This window comes from Ktedonobacteraceae bacterium (genome assembly GCA_035653615.1).
In the GTDB taxonomy this organism is placed as follows: domain Bacteria; phylum Chloroflexota; class Ktedonobacteria; order Ktedonobacterales; family Ktedonobacteraceae; genus DASRBN01.
On the sequence record DASRBN010000029.1, the window covers coordinates 1 to 17,884 of the forward strand.

Below are 17,884 nucleotides of genomic sequence, written 5' to 3' on the forward strand. Positions count from 1 at the left end.
TGGGCTTCGTCGTACTGGTGGACATAGAAAGCGATCAGGCGTAAGAGTGGGGCCTCGTAGCGATGCACCAGCGCTTCGAAGGCGGCTTGATCGCCGGCCAGGGCCTGTTGCACCAGCTGGCTATCGCTGCTCGTTGGGTAGTGGATCGATGTTGTAGGCGTTGTTTCCGGTGGTCGTGTTAGCATGGCTCTTCCCTCGTAAGTCATGGGCAGCTCGCGCTCGCGCGTTCAGGCAAGTCGAGCGGAGCAGCTGCAACGTTGAACTCACTCACTCAGTGTACTGGCCGTAAGCCGCTACTACATCCCTCGAACACACTATCTTTCTGTCGCGGACGCACCGCGTCAAGCAGTGTAAACACACTAGAGCAGTGTACGTAAAGATTGAATTCGTGCCCAGATGAGTCTTTTTTGCGTGCGTCTTTCCGCAAGCCTGCCCGCGAGAGCACCTGCGATCAGGATACCGATGGTGGTGGGGGTGAGCGCCAGGCCAGCCGAAATGGCGTTGTAGTGATGTACTTCTTGCAGGTAGACGGAGATGACAAGGATCGTCCCGATGATATCGAATTTCGGCCTGGCGCCCTGTATCCTTGCATCAGGGAGGCGACGGCTCAGCACCATAATCAAGACGACGATGTGCCCATTTCAAATAAAAAATAGCGCGTTCTAAGCATATACATTCATTTCCAACCCGGTATAGTGATAACCTGACTATATGCTTGATGGATTTTGACAACCGAATGGGCAAGCAGTCTCTGGCCGTGTCATTCTGAGCGCAGCGAAGAATCACGGCATCCCCCGATGCAGATTCTTCGCTGCGCTCAGAATGACACAAACGGAACCCGTGTCTAGCGAGCCTGAGATTCTTCGCTGCGCTCAGAATGACACGAACGGAATCCATGTCTAGCGAGCCTGAGATTCTTCGCTGCGCTCAGAATGACACGAACGGATTCGCCTTAATAGGGAGGCTTAGGTATGAGCAACTGGTCTGTTGTCACCACCATTATTGTTATCGTTGGCTGGCTCATCCCGTTCGTCATGTTGTTCATCGTGCCGGTGAATCGCAAGCCTTCCTCGGCGACTGCCTGGCTGATGCTTGCCTTCCTGCTCCCATATATCGGCGTACTCATCTTTCTGCTATTGGGTAGTCCCAGGCTCTCCAGGCGCCGCCGCGCGGAACAGCACACTATGAATGATTTTATAAGCAAAACCGTCATGGAAGCGAGTTCGAGGCCGGAGTTGAGCGATCTAGTTGATCCCACTATCCCCGCGCGCTATGACCCTTTCGTAAAACTCAATACCAACCTGGGGTATTTGCCTGCGCTTGCCGGCAATGATGTCGAATTGCTGCCGGTGTATCAACGTATCTTTGAGCGCATTGCGGCAGACATCGACGCTGCTCAAAAATTTGTCCACATGGAATACTATACGGTGAGTAGGGATGATGAGACCGAGGGCGTCTTTGCTGCGATGGAGCGTGCCGTGAATCGAGGCGTCAAGGTACGTATATTGATGGATCACCTGGGTTCGCGTGAATATCCCCACTTCAAGGAGTTGTGGAGGCGGCTGACGGATGCCGGAATTGAACATCACGTGATGCTGCCATTACGCTTACCCGGGGCTACTTATACACGCCCGGACTTGCGCAACCACCGTAAGATTGTGGTGATTGATGGACAGACGGGCTATACGGGGTCGCAAAATCTGATTCAGCGCAACTATTTTCGCAAAGATGACATCTACTACGATGAGTTGGTAGCACGCGTCAGAGGCCCGGTCGTTGCCGAACTCGAAGCCGCCTTTCTGACCGACTGGTATTCCGAAACCGGTGTTTTGCTCGACAGGCAGAGTGCGCCAGAAACTGCTATCGAACTCATGGCGTGCGGCGATATGCTTTGTCAGGTGTTGCCCAGTGGATCAGCTTTTCAGAACGAAAATAACCTGAAACTATTTACCTCGCTTATCCACGCTGCCCGGCACACGCTCGTGATTACCAATCCCTACTTTGTGCCTGATGACGCGCTGACCACGGCCATCACCAGCGCGGCCCAGCGTGGGGTGCGAGTGACGCTCATGAACTCAGAAGCCTCAGACCAGTTTTTTGTCAGTCATGCCGAGCGGTCGTACTACGAGGAACTACTCAATGCAGGCGTGAAGATCTACCAGTACAGGGCGCCAATCTTGCTGCATGCCAAGCATATTACCGTTGATAATGATATCGCCGTTATTGGTTCGAGCAATCTCGACATGCGCTCGTTTCAGCTCAATCTTGAGGTCACCCTGATCTGCTATGATACTCGTGTCGTCGCAGCATTGCGTCAAGTCGAAGCGAACAATCTGCTCAAAGCCAGGTCCGTGAACCCTGCTGAATGGGAAGCCCGCGCGCTTCGTGAGAAGTTCTTTGAGAATATTGCCCGCCTGGCTGCTGCATTGCAATGAGCAAGCCTGATTACCTTTCTTGATTGACTTGATCTTTTAACCTGACTGATAGATTGTCTGTCGTAGCCGGAATACCTTCCCCAAAATAGGCATTGATCTCTGCCCCGATGAGGAGGATCAGCGCAAAGTAGTAAAAGAAAAATAAGAAAATGACCGCGAAACCGAGCACACCCGTGTAATCGCTTAAAAAGCGCGTCACGTAGAAAGGGAAGAGTAACAGGTAGGCCTGGATGGCTACGGACGCCAGGAGCGCTCCGAGCCAGCAGTGTCGGAAACGGATAGAGCGGTGAGGCACGACTATGTAAATGATTACTAACAAGACCCACCCGGCCACGATGCCGGTAAGGATGCCCAACAGGGTATTGAAGAAGCCCGAGCTGATAGGAGTTGTTTGCAGCAAAGAGCTTATCAGTGTAGAGAGTGTATCTGCCAGTAACACCAGTGGCGTGAGAACGACGAATAGAAAAATCATCCCTATTGCCATGATATAGCGCTGTAGTAGATCTCGTGTACGCGTCTGGTAGATGATCGCAAAATAGTCCTCTATGGCGAGGAAGAGTCCGGAGCCTGCAATTATCGCGATGCCGGTGGCAATTATTCCTAATAATCCTGCATTGCTGTTAAGCGTGTTCAGGGCAAGCCTCACGATTTCCGTAGAAGGTATAGGTGGTGGGAAGGAATGTTGAATAAAGGAAATAATTTCTTGCTGAATTGAGAGGTCCAGGCGCCCATAGATGAACCCGCTGAGCGCAATCAGAGCAATGGTAATAGGGATAAGCGTGACAATCAGGTTAAATGCAAGCCCCGATGCGAAGTTCATGACCCAATCGTTATTAAATTTGGTCCACAATTCCAGCAAGGATTTGAATCTCCCGCCAGGGGCCTGTGTTGATAGAGGAGTATCTTTATTCGTCGGTGGCCCATTTTCCTTCGCCCCCATTGGTTTCCTTTCACCGGCTCCTGTAGGGATAGTGGCTTGTCCCTGTCCCCGCCCTGGATATGCAATCGTCCTGTAGGGACAGTTGGTCCCTGTCCTCATTCCATCTGCCTCTAAAGTACTTACTGGGGAACGAGGCTACATCCTTAGAACACGCTATTTTTTAATGGGTTTCCTCGCCGGGCGGAAATGGCTTGCATAATCTATTCGCGCTACTTTGTAGCCGTGAGTATACCCGGAACTATACCCTTTCTATACCCTATGGGAAATTGTTTTCTTGTGTATCATCTGCTACAGTAATGCTTGTTGCTAATTCAGGCTTCTCAGGCCGGTTGTTGGATCTTGTAGTAGATCGCCGACCTGGCTCCAGTATGATGCTTGTACAGAGCGGTTACTTTATTTGCATCGATGCCATCAGAGCACCGGTAAAAGGAAAGGGGTGTACAAAGATGGTGTGTATGATAGAACGAACAGAACAACGGCTGGGGAACTACCGTCTGCTTCGACTTTTGGGTAGAGGTGCCTTTTCCGATGTGTACTTTGGAGAGCATATCTATCTGAGTACTCCGGTTGCTATCAAAGTTTTGCGCGTGCAAGTGGATTCCCCCACGTTGAATGAGTTTCTTACCGAAGCGCGTCACATAAGTCACTTGATCCATCCACATATCATTCGTGTGTTTGACTTCGATATGGAGGGTGAAGTTCCTTTCCTGGTCATGGACTACGCTCCTTATGGGAACCTGGGAGATCTATATCCCTCCGGCAGCGTGGTGCCTTTGTCGACCATCGTCTCCTACGTCCAGGCGCTCGCCTCAGCATTACAACATGCTCATGACCAGCACATCATCCATAGAGATCTCAAGCCGGAGAATGTGCTGTTGGGTCCCAAACACGAGGTTCTCCTGAGTGATTTTGGTCTGGCCTTGCTCACTTCAGGTAACGAGATTTTGCAGGTCAAAGAACATGTTGGTACCCTGGCTTACATGGCCCCCGAGCAACTTGGTGGCAGGCCCGGTCCCGCAAGCGATCAATATTCGCTTGCCGTAATGGTCTATAAGTGGCTTACCGGTCGGCTTCCTTTCCAGGGATCGCATGCTTATCTCTCCATCCAGCACCTGGATTCCATACCTCCTCTACGCGAGCGGAGTCCCGAGATACCCCTTGCTGTGGAATGGGTGCTTTCCAAAGCGCTCTCGAAAGAACCATCGCAGCGCTACATAGATGTACTCAGCTTTGCTGGGGCTTTTGAAGAAGCCTGCCAGACTGACTCCTCGTTATCGCAATTTCTCAGCTCACGTGTGGTCCTGACTGAAGCAAGTGAAGTGGGAGTAGGTTTACATGGCTTCTATGAGTCCATGCAGAATGTGCCGGCCTCCCTTACGCCAATGATCGGACGCGAACAGGAGCTTAAGGAGGCGCGTGCCTGGCTGTTGCGTCCTGAGGTGCGGTTGCTGACGCTAACAGGTCCAGGAGGAATCGGAAAGACGCGTTTTGCTACAGCCCTCAGTATCGAGATGTTGCCGGACTTTGCGCAAAATGCCTGTGCTGTATGGCTAGCTCCTCTGAACGATCCTGACCTGGTCATACCCAGCATCTTGCAGGCCCTTGGTCTGTCTGAGAGCAAAAAAAGCTCTCCTTTCGAACAACTCACCAGTGTTCTCGGTGAGAAGCCATTCCTGCTGTTGCTGGATAACTTTGAGCACCTGTTGCCGGCAGCGCCACAGCTCCTGGCGTTACTCGCCGCCTGCCCGCATCTCAAGATCATTGTAACCAGCCGCGCAACACTGCACCTGCAAGGAGAATTCGAGTTTGCCGTACCCCCGCTGGCCTTACCTGACCTGCACCAGTTATCGGATGTAGAGGAACTCGCTCAAGTTGAAGCTGTAGCCCTCTTTCTGCGATGCGCGGAGGCACGCAACCACAAGTTTAAGCTGACTCAGGATAACGCTGCTATTATTGCTGAGATATGCAACCGGCTCGAAGGCTTACCTCTTGCAATTGAACTGGCAGCGAGACGCAGCAAAGTACTATCTTTGCCTGCCCTACTAGCACGCCTGGAGTATGGCTTAGAGGTTTTGACGAGTTGTCAACAAAATGTCGCGGCGCACCAGCAAAACCTGCGCAGTTCGATCACCTGGAGCTATGATTTGCTCTCAAGTGAGGAGCAAAAATTTTTCCGGCGACTGGCGGTCTTTGAAGGACCGTTCAGCCTCGGTGCGGCAGAGGCCATCGGCCTGGCACTGGGTGGCATAACGCTGCCCATTTTAGATGTAGTGACTTCGCTGATAGATAAGAACGTACTCAGACAGGGAGAACAAGCAAGATGTGACTGCGCGCTGAGCCTGTTGGGGCCGCTGCGAGCGTATGGGTTGGAGCGCCTGGCAGCTGCAGGAGAACTGGAAGGGGCGCGTGATGCGCATGCGCAGTACTACCTGGCGCTGGCAGAGCAGGCGGAGTCCGCGCTGTCAGGGGATGAGCCGGAACGCTGGCTGGAGCAGTGGGAGTGGCAGTCTGGGAATCTGCGGGCGGCGCTGCGGTGGTTGCTCCAGCGGGGCCAGCGTGAGGAGGCCTTGCGACTGATGGTCGCGCTGGAGCAGTTCTGGCTGCGAACAGACCAGGGGAACGAGGGGCTCCGTTTGCTGGTACAGGCGTTGGAGACCCCGGCGACAGGTGCGGGGCCGATCTCGGCGCCGCTCAAAGCCAGGGCCATGCGGGTGCGTGAACGCCTGCAAGATCAGCAGCATGGCGAGAGGCCAGCGCCAGGGCTGGTCGAGGGAGCCGCCCAGGCAAGGACGCCCCTGCGACTGAAAAGTCGAGCTCAAGAGCGCGCGCGCGGTGGGAACCTGGAGGGGCAGCGACCGATCTGCGCAGTACCGGCGCGCGACGGGTTGGCGAGCAGGTCACAGGATGCAGGTGCTCCCCCCTGTTATGAAATGTTGACGGCACGTGAAGTGGAGGTGATGCACCTGCTGGCGCTGGGGCTCAGGAATGCCGAGATTGCCGAGCGCCTGGTGGTAAGCCCGCATACTGTGAATGGCCATGTGCAATCGATCTATGGCAAGTTGGGGGTCAATTCGCGCAGTGCGGTAACTCGCTATGCGCTGAAGTACCAACTGGTATAGCGAGTCCTCTCCTCCACTCGATTCATGTCACGTGCATCTGCATCAATTTTGCAAGCAGGCGCTATGGTAATATTGAAACGGCGAGCTAGATGAGGTGAAGCGAGATCATATCACAAATTGATCACATCTTTTACAAATCTTTACATAGGTAACGCTATGACATTGTAGAAAGGATGCGGTATTTGGTATACTTGTGAATGGTTTCCCTCTCGTTCTCAGTTCGAATTGAAAGGCTATGTCAATAGAGGCGCCGTCGGGGTGAAAGGAGCTCTATCTCAGGGCGGATAAAAACGAAGGTGAAAAAGATGCAGACTCCGGTTAGCTTACGTATTAGCGTTCATATCGAGCAACCAGATATTCAGTCCCTGGTCCAGACCATGCTCTCCCAGGCTGGGCATCACTGCCTACTGGATCGTCCAGGTGAGCACTCCCTGGCAGTCTACTTGCAGACTATCCTTGACGAGCTGCGCCAGGAGCCCTCCTCTGCCTATGATGCACTGATTGTTGGGGCAGCAGAGGTGGAGACGCTCATCGATCCGGCGGTACTCTTAGCGCTGGTGCATCTGCAAGGGTCCAGGCCTGTTCCCATCCTACTAATCAGCAATGCCGGTAGCTGGCAGCTGCGCACCTGGCTGACCTTTGAGAAGGTGCTGCTGCTGCCAGAGAATCATTCCATGCATCACTTCTTCCTGGCGCTTGGCCGGCTCACAGAGACCTTTGCCGGAATGCCCAATCCCATCTTTGAACAGCTGAGTCCAGGCACGGCAGAGCGCTATGTCGCCATAATGGACGATTATGAACAGCTGGTGGCAGGGGAACGGAGTCGCATCGCGGTCCGTCATCGCTGGTTGGATCAGCGGCAGGAATGGTTGGAGCAGAGGCGAGCGTGGCTGGAAGAGAGACAAGTCTGGTTGGAGATCAAGGAGCGAGCGCCAGATCCCCAACACGAGTGGCTCCAGGAGCAGCACGCCTGGCTGGAGAAGCAAAAGCGCGAAGTCGAGATCGAGCTGAGAAAAGTGAAGGATCTACGCATGTGGCTGAAGCTGTATCAACAGCGGATTGACGAGGAGCATCCGCCTTACAAAAGTGCTGTCCAGTAGGCAGGTGGTGGAGAACGATGCTGAGAAATCCTCCCAGAGGCACAATCCACCCTCCTGCCTATCTACTGTGAAGATCGGATCGTCGAGGCGATCTCTATCCACATTATTTAAGACCCCGACCGCTGTTTTTAACATACTCTTTTTGCATTCGAGATGACATCTTAGAACGCGCTATTTTATTGCGCATGATTTCTTTGGGCAACGAGTCCATCAGGATAAACACACCATAATGCCGGGCGCTATTGATGTGGCGCTAGCGGTGAACGCAATAGCTAAAGACAGTGCATTCTAAGGATGTATAGCGGTGGTCAGGCAGGTAAACTAGAACCATGGTTGCAATACCATGATGCCCTGGAGAACTATGAACGACTCGATGAACGAAAGCGGTATGCAAAAGCAAAGGAGATGTAGATATGCGTGATAGAAGGGAACAACGGCGAGAAGCTCGCCAGGAGAGGCGTGATGGACCGTTTGGTGGTGGCCTGGATAAGGCCCACTATCAGATGCGGGAGAAGCTGGTATCCATGGGCGATGATTACTGGATCGAGAACGATCGCGGCGAACGGGTCTTCAAAGTGGACGGCAAAGCCTTGCGCGTCCGCCAGACGCTGATTTTCGAGGATCGTAGCGGGCGGGAACTGGCTAAGATTCAGGAACGTATGCTTCGCGTCAAGGACAGTATGGAAATCGAGGATGCTGCCGGCCATCAAATGGCGACGGTCAAGAAGGCCTTAATTACTCCCCTGCGCGATCGCTGGACCGTCAAGATCAGAGGCGGACCCGACCTCGAGGTAAAGGGCAATATTGTCGACCACGAGTACAGCATTGGCGAGGGCCGCGAAAAAGTAGCCGAGGTCTCCAAAAAGTGGTTCCGCATGCGCGATACCTACGGTGTGGAGATCGAGCCGGGGCAGAATGATGCCCTCATTCTGGCAGTCGCCGCCTGCATCGACCAGATGGCCCACTAACCTGTCAGCGGGGTCACTGCATCGGAGTAAAGGAGAAGCACACATGCGCGATCGCTTGAGTACCCAGAGCCGCCCGGCGCGCATTCCGCAGGCCTTTACTCATCTTGCTTTGATTCGAGCCTGCCATGCTTTGGATCCAGCCCTCGACGGCGCCTGGCCCTCCTTGGCCCAGGCGTAAGGGCCGATTGATCGGCCCTTACGATGAACGGAATAATTTGTTAAAACTCATCATAGTTCCATTCATATCAGCAGGCAGCTTCCGGGTATCCAGAAGCTGCCAACCGGCTATCTCTGTGCGACCGCTTCCTCACCAAACATTTCGCGCAGCTCATTTTCCTGCTCTTTGGACAGGTTGGTCTGCACGATCTGGAATTTCTGGCCCCTGACAGCTTCAATCAGCTTGTCAACAACGGCTCCGCTCGTCAAGAGGAAAAGCGCCGAGGTGCCAGGCGTCACCTTGGAACGCACCGAGTTGATGAAGTTCTCATCAATGCCATAGTGCGCAAAATGTCCGGCGAGCGCGCCTGCCGCGGCTCCTACCGCCATGCCGAAGAACGGGACGAAGAAAAGCAGGCCAAAGAGCAGACCCCAGAACGCGCCGCCCAGGGCACCGGTTCCGGTGGCCAATCCCTGACTGAGTTGTTTGGTTTTGGGTCGCCTGGCTCCCTCGGGCCAGGTCACAATCGCACCATCTTCAATCTGGATCAACTGCTGCTTTTGCAGATTTTGTAGCGTAGAGAGCATCGTCGTGGCTCCCTCAGCCGTTGGAAACTCCAGTACCGTTAACGTTGCCATGCTCACTCACTCCTTTCGAGTTGTTACTAGACAAGTAGGTGAAATCCAGAAGGCATGTCCTCTGGACCAGTAGCTGATAGAGAATGCGCTTCATAAGTTACGTAGCCCTTCCTATCGCTCAACCAAGTATAAGGTCTGAAGCTGACAAAGACATGCTTAGAATACACTGTTTTCGTTCATATGAACGGCGAAAGGCGGGCAACCGTAGAGTGCCGATTCATCCAGTACGTGCCAGGCCCCTACGGGATTCGATAAAAAACAGTGTGTTCTCGCGATGTGTATGTAGCCTTGGGCTTGTAGACTTAAGAGGAGTGGTGAAGTTTCTTGTGGCAGTTGTTGAGATCGTTTCAACGACATTTTTTCCAGAAGGATACGACACACCGCTGTGTTTATCGTTTTCAGCATATCGAAAGGAGTCACTGCAAATGAATGGGTTTGTTCAAGCGAAAGAACGTCCCCTGGGAGTCACTATTCTCGCGATCCTGGCCGGTATTGCTGCCGTTCTGGCCGCATTCCATACGCTTCAGTTTCTGGGGATCATTCCTTTCTTCATCGGCCCTGTTGCCATCCGATCGTTCAACTTCTGGTATGCCCTGATGTGGGGTCTGATGGTCTGGGTCTATGTCTGGCTGGTACGGATGCTCTGGCGAGTCGAGCGAGAAGCCTGGTTATTCCTGGTAATCATCACCACCTTCAATCTCATACTCGACTTTGTGGTGATGATTGGCGCAGCGAGATGGGAGGATGTTGCCGTCTCCTTCCTTTTTAATGCCGCTGTTCTGATCTATTGTATGTTGCCAGGGGTCAGGAGCGCCTTTGGTACCTATGTCTGATCGCGCAGGTGTCGCGCAAAATAGCGTGTTCTGAAGATGTATGTTCAGGCATTCCATTCTACACTTCAATGGAATGGGTATACTGCATGGTAAAGGAGAAAGCTTATGGCCATCGGCCCGTTAGAATACATTATGATTGCCTTTGAGGGCAACCGATTTTCGGGACAAATTCTTGCTGAACTGCGTGCCGCGCAGGAAAAAAGCATCATCAGGATAATCGACCTGCTGGTGATCAAAAAAGACCAGCAGGGTAATGTGACGGCACAGGAATTAACCGACCTTGCCGAGGAAGAAGGGCGTCCATTCGGCTTTCTGGCCGGCAAGTTGCTGAAGGTTTTCGAGCCAGATGATGTCGAGGTAATAGCCGACCAGATGCCAGACAATAGCGCAGCCGGTCTGCTGTTGATTGAGGATACATGGGCGATTCCTTTAAAAGAAGCCCTCTTGAACGCAGGCGCTGTCGCCCGTACTGGTGGAATGCTGGCTCCAGAAGTGGTACAGTCGATAGAAGCGGAAATGGCGGCGCAAGCGACGGAAAAGAACCGGGCAGCTGCCAAAGCTGCCTGGTAGAAGGAGAGGAACGACAATGGTAGCAAGACGCATGGTGGCAAGGCGCACCGTGGGCCGGGCGGTAGTGCGAACCGCCGCTGTAGGCGGAGTGGCCTACGCAGCCGGCCATCATATGGCAAAGAAATCGTCCGAGCAGGAATATATGGATGAGCAGCAGAATGCCCAGCTTGAAGCGTTGCAGCAACAGCAAGCGCAAGAGGCTTATACGCCGCCTGCTTACCAGCAACCAGCACAGGTGTACCAGCAAGCGACTGATGCGCCGCCTCAGAGTGCTGCGCCGGCAGCAAGTGGTATGACCCAGGAGAAGATTGACCAGTTGAAGCAGCTGGGGCAGTTACGCGAGTCAGGGATTCTGACCGACACCGAGTTTGAGGTACAAAAGCAGAAGCTGCTGAATGGATGATAGGCGAATCATGCTCCAGTCAATCTTATGGCATTGATCAGCGCGAAGAAGGATAGCTCACGCCCCAACATCTGACAATGTGCAAATGCGGACGTAAAATGTCCACATTGCATGTTACAATGGAATCATGACAACGCGAGATCAGCGACCACAAGATATTCAGTGCTGGAGGAATCGATGACTGACACACTTCGGGTGACGCTCGAAATCGGCCCAAAAGGCAAGCAGGTGGCGGCGGTAGCGCCAGATTGGCCCGGCCTCGAGCGTGGCGCCAGGACCGCGGAGGCTGCGATTGCACGATTGCAAGCCTACCTGCCACGCTACGCACCGGTGGCGAATCTGGCGGGGATGGGTGCGCAGTTCGAGGCCTGCGCTACTATTGAGGAGGTCGAGCGCTATCAGGGCACAGGGTCCACAGACTTCTGGGGTATCTCGTTCGCGTTCTCGGACATCGACCGGCAAGTCATGTCGAGCGCAGAATTGGAACGCGAACTGACGCTGCTGCAGGCGTGCTGGGCGTTTTTCGACGAGGTTCGTTCGCATGTGTCGGCAGAGATGCGGAAAGGCCCGCGTGGAGGCGGGCGCGATCGGGACCGCATCGTCCTGCATACATTGAGAGCGGAGCAGGATTGGGCTGCGAAGCTCGGGGTGCGCACCCCTGACACTACGATTCTGACCGACGAGGGCCTGAGAGCGCACCGTGAGGCCTATTGTCAGGCCATTCGGGCATTCCATGCCCAGGGCAAACTGGCCCGCACCTGGCCACTGCGGTATCTGATCCGGCACACTGCTTTTCACACGCTGGATCATGCGTGGGAGATGCAAGACAAGAACCTGCTGGCGGCTGGTTACCCTTAGACTTGAAACGGGGCAATCTCTCCAAATCCCGCTTTTTGAAAGACCCCATTGCAGGCCTGCTTTGCCTGAGTTCTTAGATTCTCAGGGAAACTTCCCAAATGGGCGAGAAAGTCCTGTCCCATGTACACCATGAGCATCATGGCGTCCTGCTCTCGTCCATTGTTTCGAAGAAATGCAGCACGATTCGCAGCTGCTTGCAACGCGTAAATCCATGCATCAAGGTCAGCATGCTGAGCCGCTTCACCAAATAGCACCTGGCTAGCAAGTACCTGCGTAACATTTTGAGAATTGATAGCGCCAGTCCGTATTTGTGTGAGCGCGTTCACCATTGGACGGACATGCAGGAAAATCTCATGGTACAGGGCCGACTCCAGACGGGCCATCGGCCATCCTACCTGCGGATAAATTTGCAGCCAGATATGCGGGTTTCCTTGCCCCAACAAGTTCTTGACAAGCTCTGCTACTTGTGCCATGTCTTGTTTCTCGCCAATTAACTCATTCAGGCGCTGTTCACCAACTGCTCCCAGGGCGGTATTGGCATCTCCTGTTCCTTGCAACAGCAGGAGATCGAGATCGATCTGGTTACTCTGCCCCAGGTTCTCCAGCAGTTTATGACGCATCTTGAGCTCATTGATGATCTCGTTAAGTGCCTCAGAAAGTGAATCTCCGTCTTGTACAATGAATCCGTTGTCAACTTTCAAACCAGACAGGTTCTGTCCACTGATCATGAGTAGCCTCTCTTTTCTGGATGTTTGCGAACGAACGATAGGTGGAGACAGCGCTACAAATTTCATCCATGGCAGACCTGCCATGCAATTGATAGGACCACCAATCCATGCCGGTGGTGGTGCAACGACAGCTAGAGCACTTCTTGCCGGTTGTGAACAAGAACGAAAGGCAGCCCGGCTTTCCCGCTGCGTTGTTCCGCTGTTAAAAAGGAGGCCAACACAATCAGGCAACGCCGTTGCCAGTATACCACAACAAGCTTGCTGTCCTCAAACAAGCAGTCTTGTGTTTGCTTAGTCCTGAGCGGGTCGTAGCAAATCAACGGCTACGAAGCGCAATTCGCTTGTATAGCGCCGCTTCTCTGCATCAGGCAACCATACCTCACCGGGAGCAGGCAGCATTTCCGACATCAGGATCGTCGCTTCTGACGGATTCGCGCGCATCGTCTGGCGTACCAGTTTCGCGAAACTATCGACATAGATGGGGCTATCAAAATCAATGAAGCAAGGTTTGGGTTCGTCCGGCACCTTGACGAAGACAAAGCGGGGCAGTTGATGTAGCTGCATCCAGCGCCGGGCAGCCATGAAACGTTCCGCGGCATCCTTCTCATCGGCGAATGGTATCTCGACCGGCGCAAAGCGCCAGCTTTCACGTATCATCACCAGGCGATCAATCGTGACACGTGGCGTATGCCTGCCCGGACAAACAATCTTGAAGCAACTGCTTACCATCCACGAAAGGAATTCCGCAAATACCTCGATGATATCAAAGCACAACGCTCCATCGCGTGTGCGTACCACCAGTTCCTCTTCCCATTGCTCAACGACCAGGGCGCTGATCGGCAATGTCCGCGCATCGGAAGCACTATATGCATCAGGCGCGTATATCAGGCGGTAATCTTTAGGCGTGATGAGCGCGGGCCGCCCGCGCGAGATTGGAAAGGAGCGGCGCGACATCACAGGTAGCACGCGCGGCTCAGGTATATCAATTGCGGCATCGCGTAGAAGAGCATCGCGGTCGGGATATTGTTCCAAAAAAGCCGAAGCTTGCAGTGTATTCATGGCGATATGCAGTTCGCCCAGGATGATTTGATAGTCACCTGCGCGAATAGCTTCAGGTCCTGATGCCTGGATTAACACGTCTGGTGAGTGATAGCAGGCAGCTCTCCATCCCGGCCCGGGCGCGTCGAAGGTCGTCAGCACATCCAGCAGTAGCTCGTCACTGGTGAATACCCTGGAATGTTGCTCTTCGGAAATATTGAGAATGTGTAACCACCGTTGCTGGAAGTCGGCAATGAGCGCCTTCACCGGCATCACCTCTTCATCGATCAGCAGCGGTTGCACCCAGAGCCAGAAACTGGCGAAATCCACCGTGCGCGAACCTGTGTGTTCAACCATCTCGTCAAAGGCATCCCGCAAAGCCTGCCGGTAGATTGAGGCCGTCTGGTAGGTAAACCAGCGCGCGCTGATCAGCAAGAGCGTCAGCGGTTCGCTAAAAGCCAGCAGAAAATCCGGCCCCAGCTCTACATCAATAGCACGCAGGCAATCCTCATACACCAGCGTCCTGGCCGCGTAAGCCTTGCCTGCCGAACGCGAAGCATCCCTCCCGGTCAGTTCGCTAAAAGTCGCTTCTAAATGGGCCAGCGCTGCATCTAACTTCTCAGCGTTATGAGCTGCATGGGCCACGCCATCTCTGGCCGCCTCCAGCATATTGAGCATCGCCAGGCACTCTTCTCGTACCTGTGCATCATCTATGCCTTCAAGAACCTGCCGGAGTACCTTTTCGGGATGCGCTCCATCCGCGGGCATTTCAAGCGACCACGCAATTCGTTTCATGGCCTGCAGTTGCTCAAGAACAGAGTAGACTTCTTGTTCGCTGTTCAAACTGTTGGAAGGCTTTCCGACCAGGTCAAGCGCCAGTTCCTTTGCTGTGCGCGTGCCATCGCAAGCCGAAAGCACAGCCGCCTCATCTCGACTCAATTGAACTGGCCTGGAAAATGGCAGCGAAAGCGTCGTTCCCTCCACATGTATTTGCGGCAGGCGACGCGGCGCTACCCATGGTCTCAGCTGCTTTTCTTGCATGAGCTTCTCAGCAAAGGCATCGATGCACCATGTTTCAAAATACACGCTGCGCTTCGCCAGCAAGTCTTTCCCTACACGAACCGTCATCGCCTCCCCGGTAGAGGTAAGCGCGGCCAGACCAAAAGGACCAAAAAAACCAATCGTATCATTCTTCGTGCAGTATCGTTGTAGATAGTTTGCTGCCAGCGCTTCGTGCTTGCGCCGGTTAGAAGTTGGTGGCGCGCTTTCTGACAGCGGTTGCATTAATGATGCGATTCCCGTTTGCATGGCGTGGCGATTTTGCCAGGTAATCGCCTCACGAAAACGTTCATCGTGCGCAATTGTGCGAATGGCCTGCGATATGTGAGAGGCTTCGCATTGATAAGCATGTTCAAAGTCTGACTGCATTCTCCGAACATGCTCCTGGGCTAGAAGATAGGCTTCCAGTTCCGCGCAAACAGGGGCTGTACTGAGCGAGGCATCAGGAACCTGATTCTTTTTGATCGCTCGCTTGAGCTTGAGGAGTGCGATACGTTGTGCATCATTGACCAGGCTCAGTTTGCTGTTGATCGCCTGCAATAGCTCGTTTTTCGCCCTTACCGCTTCTGCTTCAGCGGAAATCAACGCATCGGCGGCAGCTGCGCACCCTGGCGCGGCCAGTTCGAGTACCTGCGTCACCGGAAATCCTGCCCCGCGCAGGCAGACGCAGCGCCACAAGGCCCATTCAGGATCGATCAGGCCGGTGAGATGGTCCGGTAGAGGAGTATCATCCAGGGCCGATACATCGGCGGTGTGCGCGATAAATCGGCCCTCACGTTCCTCCTCAACCATTGGAGAAAATTCTTTGCTCATAGGCCTGATCTCTCGTGTTTCAAAAAAAAGCCACAGAAGCGCCAGATATATTGCCAGGAAACAAGCATGCCAACAGAGAAAAGCGTTTTACCGACCCCGTTCATTATTACAGTCATAAATCCGATCAAGAATCCTATAACAAGGCCGCATCTTCCTGCCGGATGCTGTACAATGCGCGAGATGTGCCGGAATTCGTCCATGGAACACCCTCCTTACGCGCAATTTCGCTATTGAATCACAGAAATGGGCAACTTGAATACAGTACTCCGCTTTAAGCATACAGAAGAACCCCTCGTTCGTCATGCCGGGCAAACAGTATTTTTCTTGCATTCGAAAGTGCATATAGGCTGCTTGCCCTGGTGAAAGTAGAAAAAATACCGTGATGAGCGCATGACAGCGCCTGCTTTCTCAAGTACTCTTCTCTTGAGAAGGCAGAACTCGAGGAAGGAGTAACGCGAAATGGGAAGTGTATCTCAGCCTGCTGCCATTGAGATCGACTCTTTAAGTAAAACATACGTTAAACGCAAGAAGACGGCGATCAAGGCGGTAGAGGATGTAAATCTGCGCGTACCGGCAGGGCAGGTATTCGGCTTTCTTGGTGCGAACGGCGCCGGGAAAACAACCACTATCAAAATGATCTGCGGCCTCGTCACTCCAACTTCAGGGCGCATCCGTGTCAATGGATACGATGTGTTCCGCGAGCATAGTGCGGCGATGCGCCAGATTGGTGCGGTGTTGGAGGGAACTCGCAACGTCTACTGGCGACTCTCCGCCTGGCAGAACCTGGTCTATTTCAGCCACCTCAAGGGACATACCGGTAAGGAAATGCGCGTGCGTGCAGAACAACTGTTGCGCGAACTTGATCTTTGGGAGCGCCGCAACGACCCTGTACGTCTCTACTCGCGCGGCATGCAGCAAAAAGTCGCCATCGCCTGCGCCCTGATTGCCAATCCATCCATCGTGCTGCTCGATGAACCAACTTTAGGCCTTGACATCCAGGCTACGCGCACAGTCAAAGAATGGATAGCAAAACTGGCGCGCGAACAGGGCAAGACCGTGATTCTAACCACTCACCAGTTAGATATGGCCCAGGACCTCTGCGATCAAATCGCCATTATGCGCAAGGGGCGCCTGCTCACTAACCAGCCACTCGCCGAACTGCTGCACCTCTTCCAGCAAGAATACTACCAGATTCGCCTCAAAGGTACGCTGGATGAAGAATATTCCGACTGGTTCGATGGACTGACCCGCGAGATGGAAAATGGCGATACCATTCTTTCAGGCGCTATTAGCGATCAGGCCACCTTGCACGCATACCTGGCTCGCGTGCGCGATTTAGGCCTGCCCCTGCTTTCGGTAACGCAGGTTGAGCCGAATTTAGAAGATGTGTTTCTGCGCCTCATAGATGATAGAGCGAAAGGAGAAGCCAGTGAGGATCGCGCTCTTAGCCATATTTAATGAGACGTACAAACGTCTGCTGGTTATGTGGGATTACAAGTTCAACGTTTTGACCCAGCTCGTCACCATAGGATTGATCTTCATCGGCGCTACCTACTTCATTGGTGGTGGCCAGTTCAATCCATCACAGGTAACTTCCATATTCCTGGGATATATCGTCTGGTTCTACGCCCGCATCGTCATCATGAATACCAGCGCCGACCTGATAAACGAAGCAGAGGGCGGCACGCTCGAGCAGATGTACATGACCCCTACCAGAACCGAACTCCTCGTACTGGGCAGGATGCTGGCCACCCTGATTTCGACCTCGATCATGGTTTTGCTCACCGCCCTCGCCCTGATCTTCATCCTGGGCATCCATTTCCCCTTACGCTGGGATGGATTGCTCGTCCTGTTGCTCACCCTGGCCGGACTGCTGGGTTTCACGCTCATCCTTGGGGGAGCGGCGCTGGTATTCAAACAGGTCGATGCACTGGCGGACCTGATGCAAAATGCGTTGCTATTCCTGACCGGCTCGCTGCTTCCCGTCAGTCACTTTCCGAACTGGTTGGCGGATATCGCGAAGACGCTGCCGATCACGCAGGGCATCATCGTATTGCGCAACATAGAATTGAATGGTCAATCCCTGGCCACCACCTGGGCCAACGGCAGTCTGCTCTGGCTCATCGTGCATTCCGCCATCTACCTGAGTACCGGCTGGATCATCTTCAAATGGTGCGAACGGATTGCCAAACGGCAAGGCTCTTTGAGTCAGTATTAAATTAAAT

At 53.6% G+C, this 17,884-nt stretch carries 16 protein-coding genes; 10 read left to right on the top strand and 6 right to left on the bottom strand.

The window, feature by feature from the left end:
• A partial coding sequence (locus tag VFA09_14880) for a hypothetical protein (protein HZU68559.1) occupies positions 1-185 on the bottom strand: 185 nt, incomplete at its 3' end.
• A 174-nt stretch (positions 186-359) separates the two neighbouring features.
• The gene (locus VFA09_14885; protein ID HZU68560.1) at positions 360-623 is read right to left on the bottom strand and encodes a hypothetical protein; all 264 of its coding nucleotides are present in this window, start codon (positions 621-623) and stop codon (positions 360-362) included.
• A 348-nt stretch (positions 624-971) separates the two neighbouring features.
• Between VFA09_14885 and cls the strand changes: the two genes are divergently transcribed.
• On the top strand, positions 972-2,435 hold the full coding sequence (gene cls / locus VFA09_14890; protein ID HZU68561.1) for a cardiolipin synthase: 1,464 nt from the start codon (positions 972-974) through the stop codon (positions 2,433-2,435).
• Positions 2,436-2,445: 10 nt separating this feature from the next.
• Here cls and VFA09_14895 read toward each other — a convergent pair whose 3' ends face one another.
• Positions 2,446-3,375, bottom strand: a complete 930-nt coding sequence (locus VFA09_14895) for a YhjD/YihY/BrkB family envelope integrity protein (GenBank protein HZU68562.1) — start codon at positions 3,373-3,375, stop codon at positions 2,446-2,448.
• A 455-nt stretch (positions 3,376-3,830) separates the two neighbouring features.
• Here VFA09_14895 and VFA09_14900 point away from each other — a divergent pair, with 455 nt between their 5' ends.
• The 3 genes from VFA09_14900 to VFA09_14910 all read left to right on the top strand — a co-directional run bounded on the left by VFA09_14900 (position 3,831) and on the right by VFA09_14910 (position 8,562).
• Positions 3,831-6,494, top strand: coding sequence for a protein kinase (locus VFA09_14900; GenBank protein HZU68563.1), 2,664 nt, complete (start codon positions 3,831-3,833; stop codon positions 6,492-6,494).
• A 305-nt stretch (positions 6,495-6,799) separates the two neighbouring features.
• Complete coding sequence (locus tag VFA09_14905) at positions 6,800-7,594, top strand: hypothetical protein (GenBank protein ID HZU68564.1); 795 nt, start codon at positions 6,800-6,802, stop codon at positions 7,592-7,594.
• A 413-nt stretch (positions 7,595-8,007) separates the two neighbouring features.
• A complete protein-coding gene (locus VFA09_14910) occupies positions 8,008-8,562 on the top strand; it encodes an LURP-one-related family protein (protein ID HZU68565.1) in 555 nt (184 codons plus the stop codon).
• A 285-nt stretch (positions 8,563-8,847) separates the two neighbouring features.
• Here the strand turns inward: VFA09_14910 and VFA09_14915 are convergent, their stop codons facing one another.
• Positions 8,848-9,357 (bottom strand): DUF1269 domain-containing protein, encoded by a 510-nt coding sequence (locus VFA09_14915; protein HZU68566.1) that lies wholly within the window; start codon positions 9,355-9,357, stop codon positions 8,848-8,850.
• Between the two features lie 425 nt (positions 9,358-9,782).
• Here VFA09_14915 and VFA09_14920 point away from each other — a divergent pair, with 425 nt between their 5' ends.
• The 4 genes from VFA09_14920 to VFA09_14935 all read left to right on the top strand — a co-directional run bounded on the left by VFA09_14920 (position 9,783) and on the right by VFA09_14935 (position 12,021).
• Positions 9,783-10,190: a hypothetical protein gene (locus tag VFA09_14920; GenBank protein ID HZU68567.1), complete on the top strand. Its 408-nt coding sequence runs from the start codon at positions 9,783-9,785 to the stop codon at positions 10,188-10,190.
• A 105-nt stretch (positions 10,191-10,295) separates the two neighbouring features.
• Positions 10,296-10,760: a DUF6325 family protein gene (locus VFA09_14925; protein ID HZU68568.1), complete on the top strand. Its 465-nt coding sequence runs from the start codon at positions 10,296-10,298 to the stop codon at positions 10,758-10,760.
• Between the two features lie 16 nt (positions 10,761-10,776).
• Positions 10,777-11,163, top strand: coding sequence for an SHOCT domain-containing protein (locus VFA09_14930; protein HZU68569.1), 387 nt, complete (start codon positions 10,777-10,779; stop codon positions 11,161-11,163).
• A 177-nt stretch (positions 11,164-11,340) separates the two neighbouring features.
• Positions 11,341-12,021, top strand: a complete 681-nt coding sequence (locus tag VFA09_14935) for a hypothetical protein (protein HZU68570.1) — start codon at positions 11,341-11,343, stop codon at positions 12,019-12,021.
• Here VFA09_14935 and VFA09_14940 read toward each other — a convergent pair.
• Positions 12,018-12,749: a hypothetical protein gene (locus VFA09_14940; GenBank protein HZU68571.1), complete on the bottom strand. Its 732-nt coding sequence runs from the start codon at positions 12,747-12,749 to the stop codon at positions 12,018-12,020. The two genes, VFA09_14935 and VFA09_14940, sit on opposite strands and share 4 nt — an antisense overlap.
• Before the next feature lie 291 nt (positions 12,750-13,040).
• Positions 13,041-15,659 (bottom strand): lantibiotic dehydratase, encoded by a 2,619-nt coding sequence (locus VFA09_14945; protein ID HZU68572.1) that lies wholly within the window; start codon positions 15,657-15,659, stop codon positions 13,041-13,043.
• A 459-nt stretch (positions 15,660-16,118) separates the two neighbouring features.
• On the opposite strand from VFA09_14945, the gene VFA09_14950 reads away from it, so the two are divergent.
• Positions 16,119-17,117, top strand: coding sequence for an ABC transporter ATP-binding protein (locus VFA09_14950; protein HZU68573.1), 999 nt, complete (start codon positions 16,119-16,121; stop codon positions 17,115-17,117).
• Positions 17,089-17,877, top strand: a complete 789-nt coding sequence (locus tag VFA09_14955; protein ID HZU68574.1) for an ABC transporter permease — start codon at positions 17,089-17,091, stop codon at positions 17,875-17,877. The genes VFA09_14950 and VFA09_14955 overlap by 29 nt, the downstream gene beginning before the upstream one ends.
• Positions 17,878-17,884: the final 7 nt, after the last annotated feature.

Bases quoted from the DNA above. Each gene is read 5' to 3' on its own strand.
- VFA09_14905 (HZU68564.1), top strand. From the start codon at position 6,800: ATGCAGACTCCGGTTAGCTTACGTATTAGCGTTCATATCGAGCAACCA.
- VFA09_14945 (HZU68572.1), bottom strand. From the start codon at position 15,659: ATGAGCAAAGAATTTTCTCCAATGGTTGAGGAGGAACGTGAGGGCCGA.
- VFA09_14935 (HZU68570.1), top strand. From the start codon at position 11,341: ATGACTGACACACTTCGGGTGACGCTCGAAATCGGCCCAAAAGGCAAG.
- VFA09_14950 (HZU68573.1), top strand. From the start codon at position 16,119: ATGGGAAGTGTATCTCAGCCTGCTGCCATTGAGATCGACTCTTTAAGT.
- VFA09_14930 (HZU68569.1), top strand. From the start codon at position 10,777: ATGGTAGCAAGACGCATGGTGGCAAGGCGCACCGTGGGCCGGGCGGTA.
- VFA09_14910 (HZU68565.1), top strand. From the start codon at position 8,008: ATGCGTGATAGAAGGGAACAACGGCGAGAAGCTCGCCAGGAGAGGCGT.
- VFA09_14925 (HZU68568.1), top strand. From the start codon at position 10,296: ATGGCCATCGGCCCGTTAGAATACATTATGATTGCCTTTGAGGGCAAC.
- VFA09_14895 (HZU68562.1), bottom strand. From the start codon at position 3,375: ATGGGGGCGAAGGAAAATGGGCCACCGACGAATAAAGATACTCCTCTA.
- VFA09_14900 (HZU68563.1), top strand. From the start codon at position 3,831: ATGATAGAACGAACAGAACAACGGCTGGGGAACTACCGTCTGCTTCGA.
- VFA09_14920 (HZU68567.1), top strand. From the start codon at position 9,783: ATGAATGGGTTTGTTCAAGCGAAAGAACGTCCCCTGGGAGTCACTATT.
- cls (HZU68561.1), top strand. From the start codon at position 972: ATGAGCAACTGGTCTGTTGTCACCACCATTATTGTTATCGTTGGCTGG.
- VFA09_14940 (HZU68571.1), bottom strand. From the start codon at position 12,749: ATGATCAGTGGACAGAACCTGTCTGGTTTGAAAGTTGACAACGGATTC.
- VFA09_14915 (HZU68566.1), bottom strand. From the start codon at position 9,357: ATGGCAACGTTAACGGTACTGGAGTTTCCAACGGCTGAGGGAGCCACG.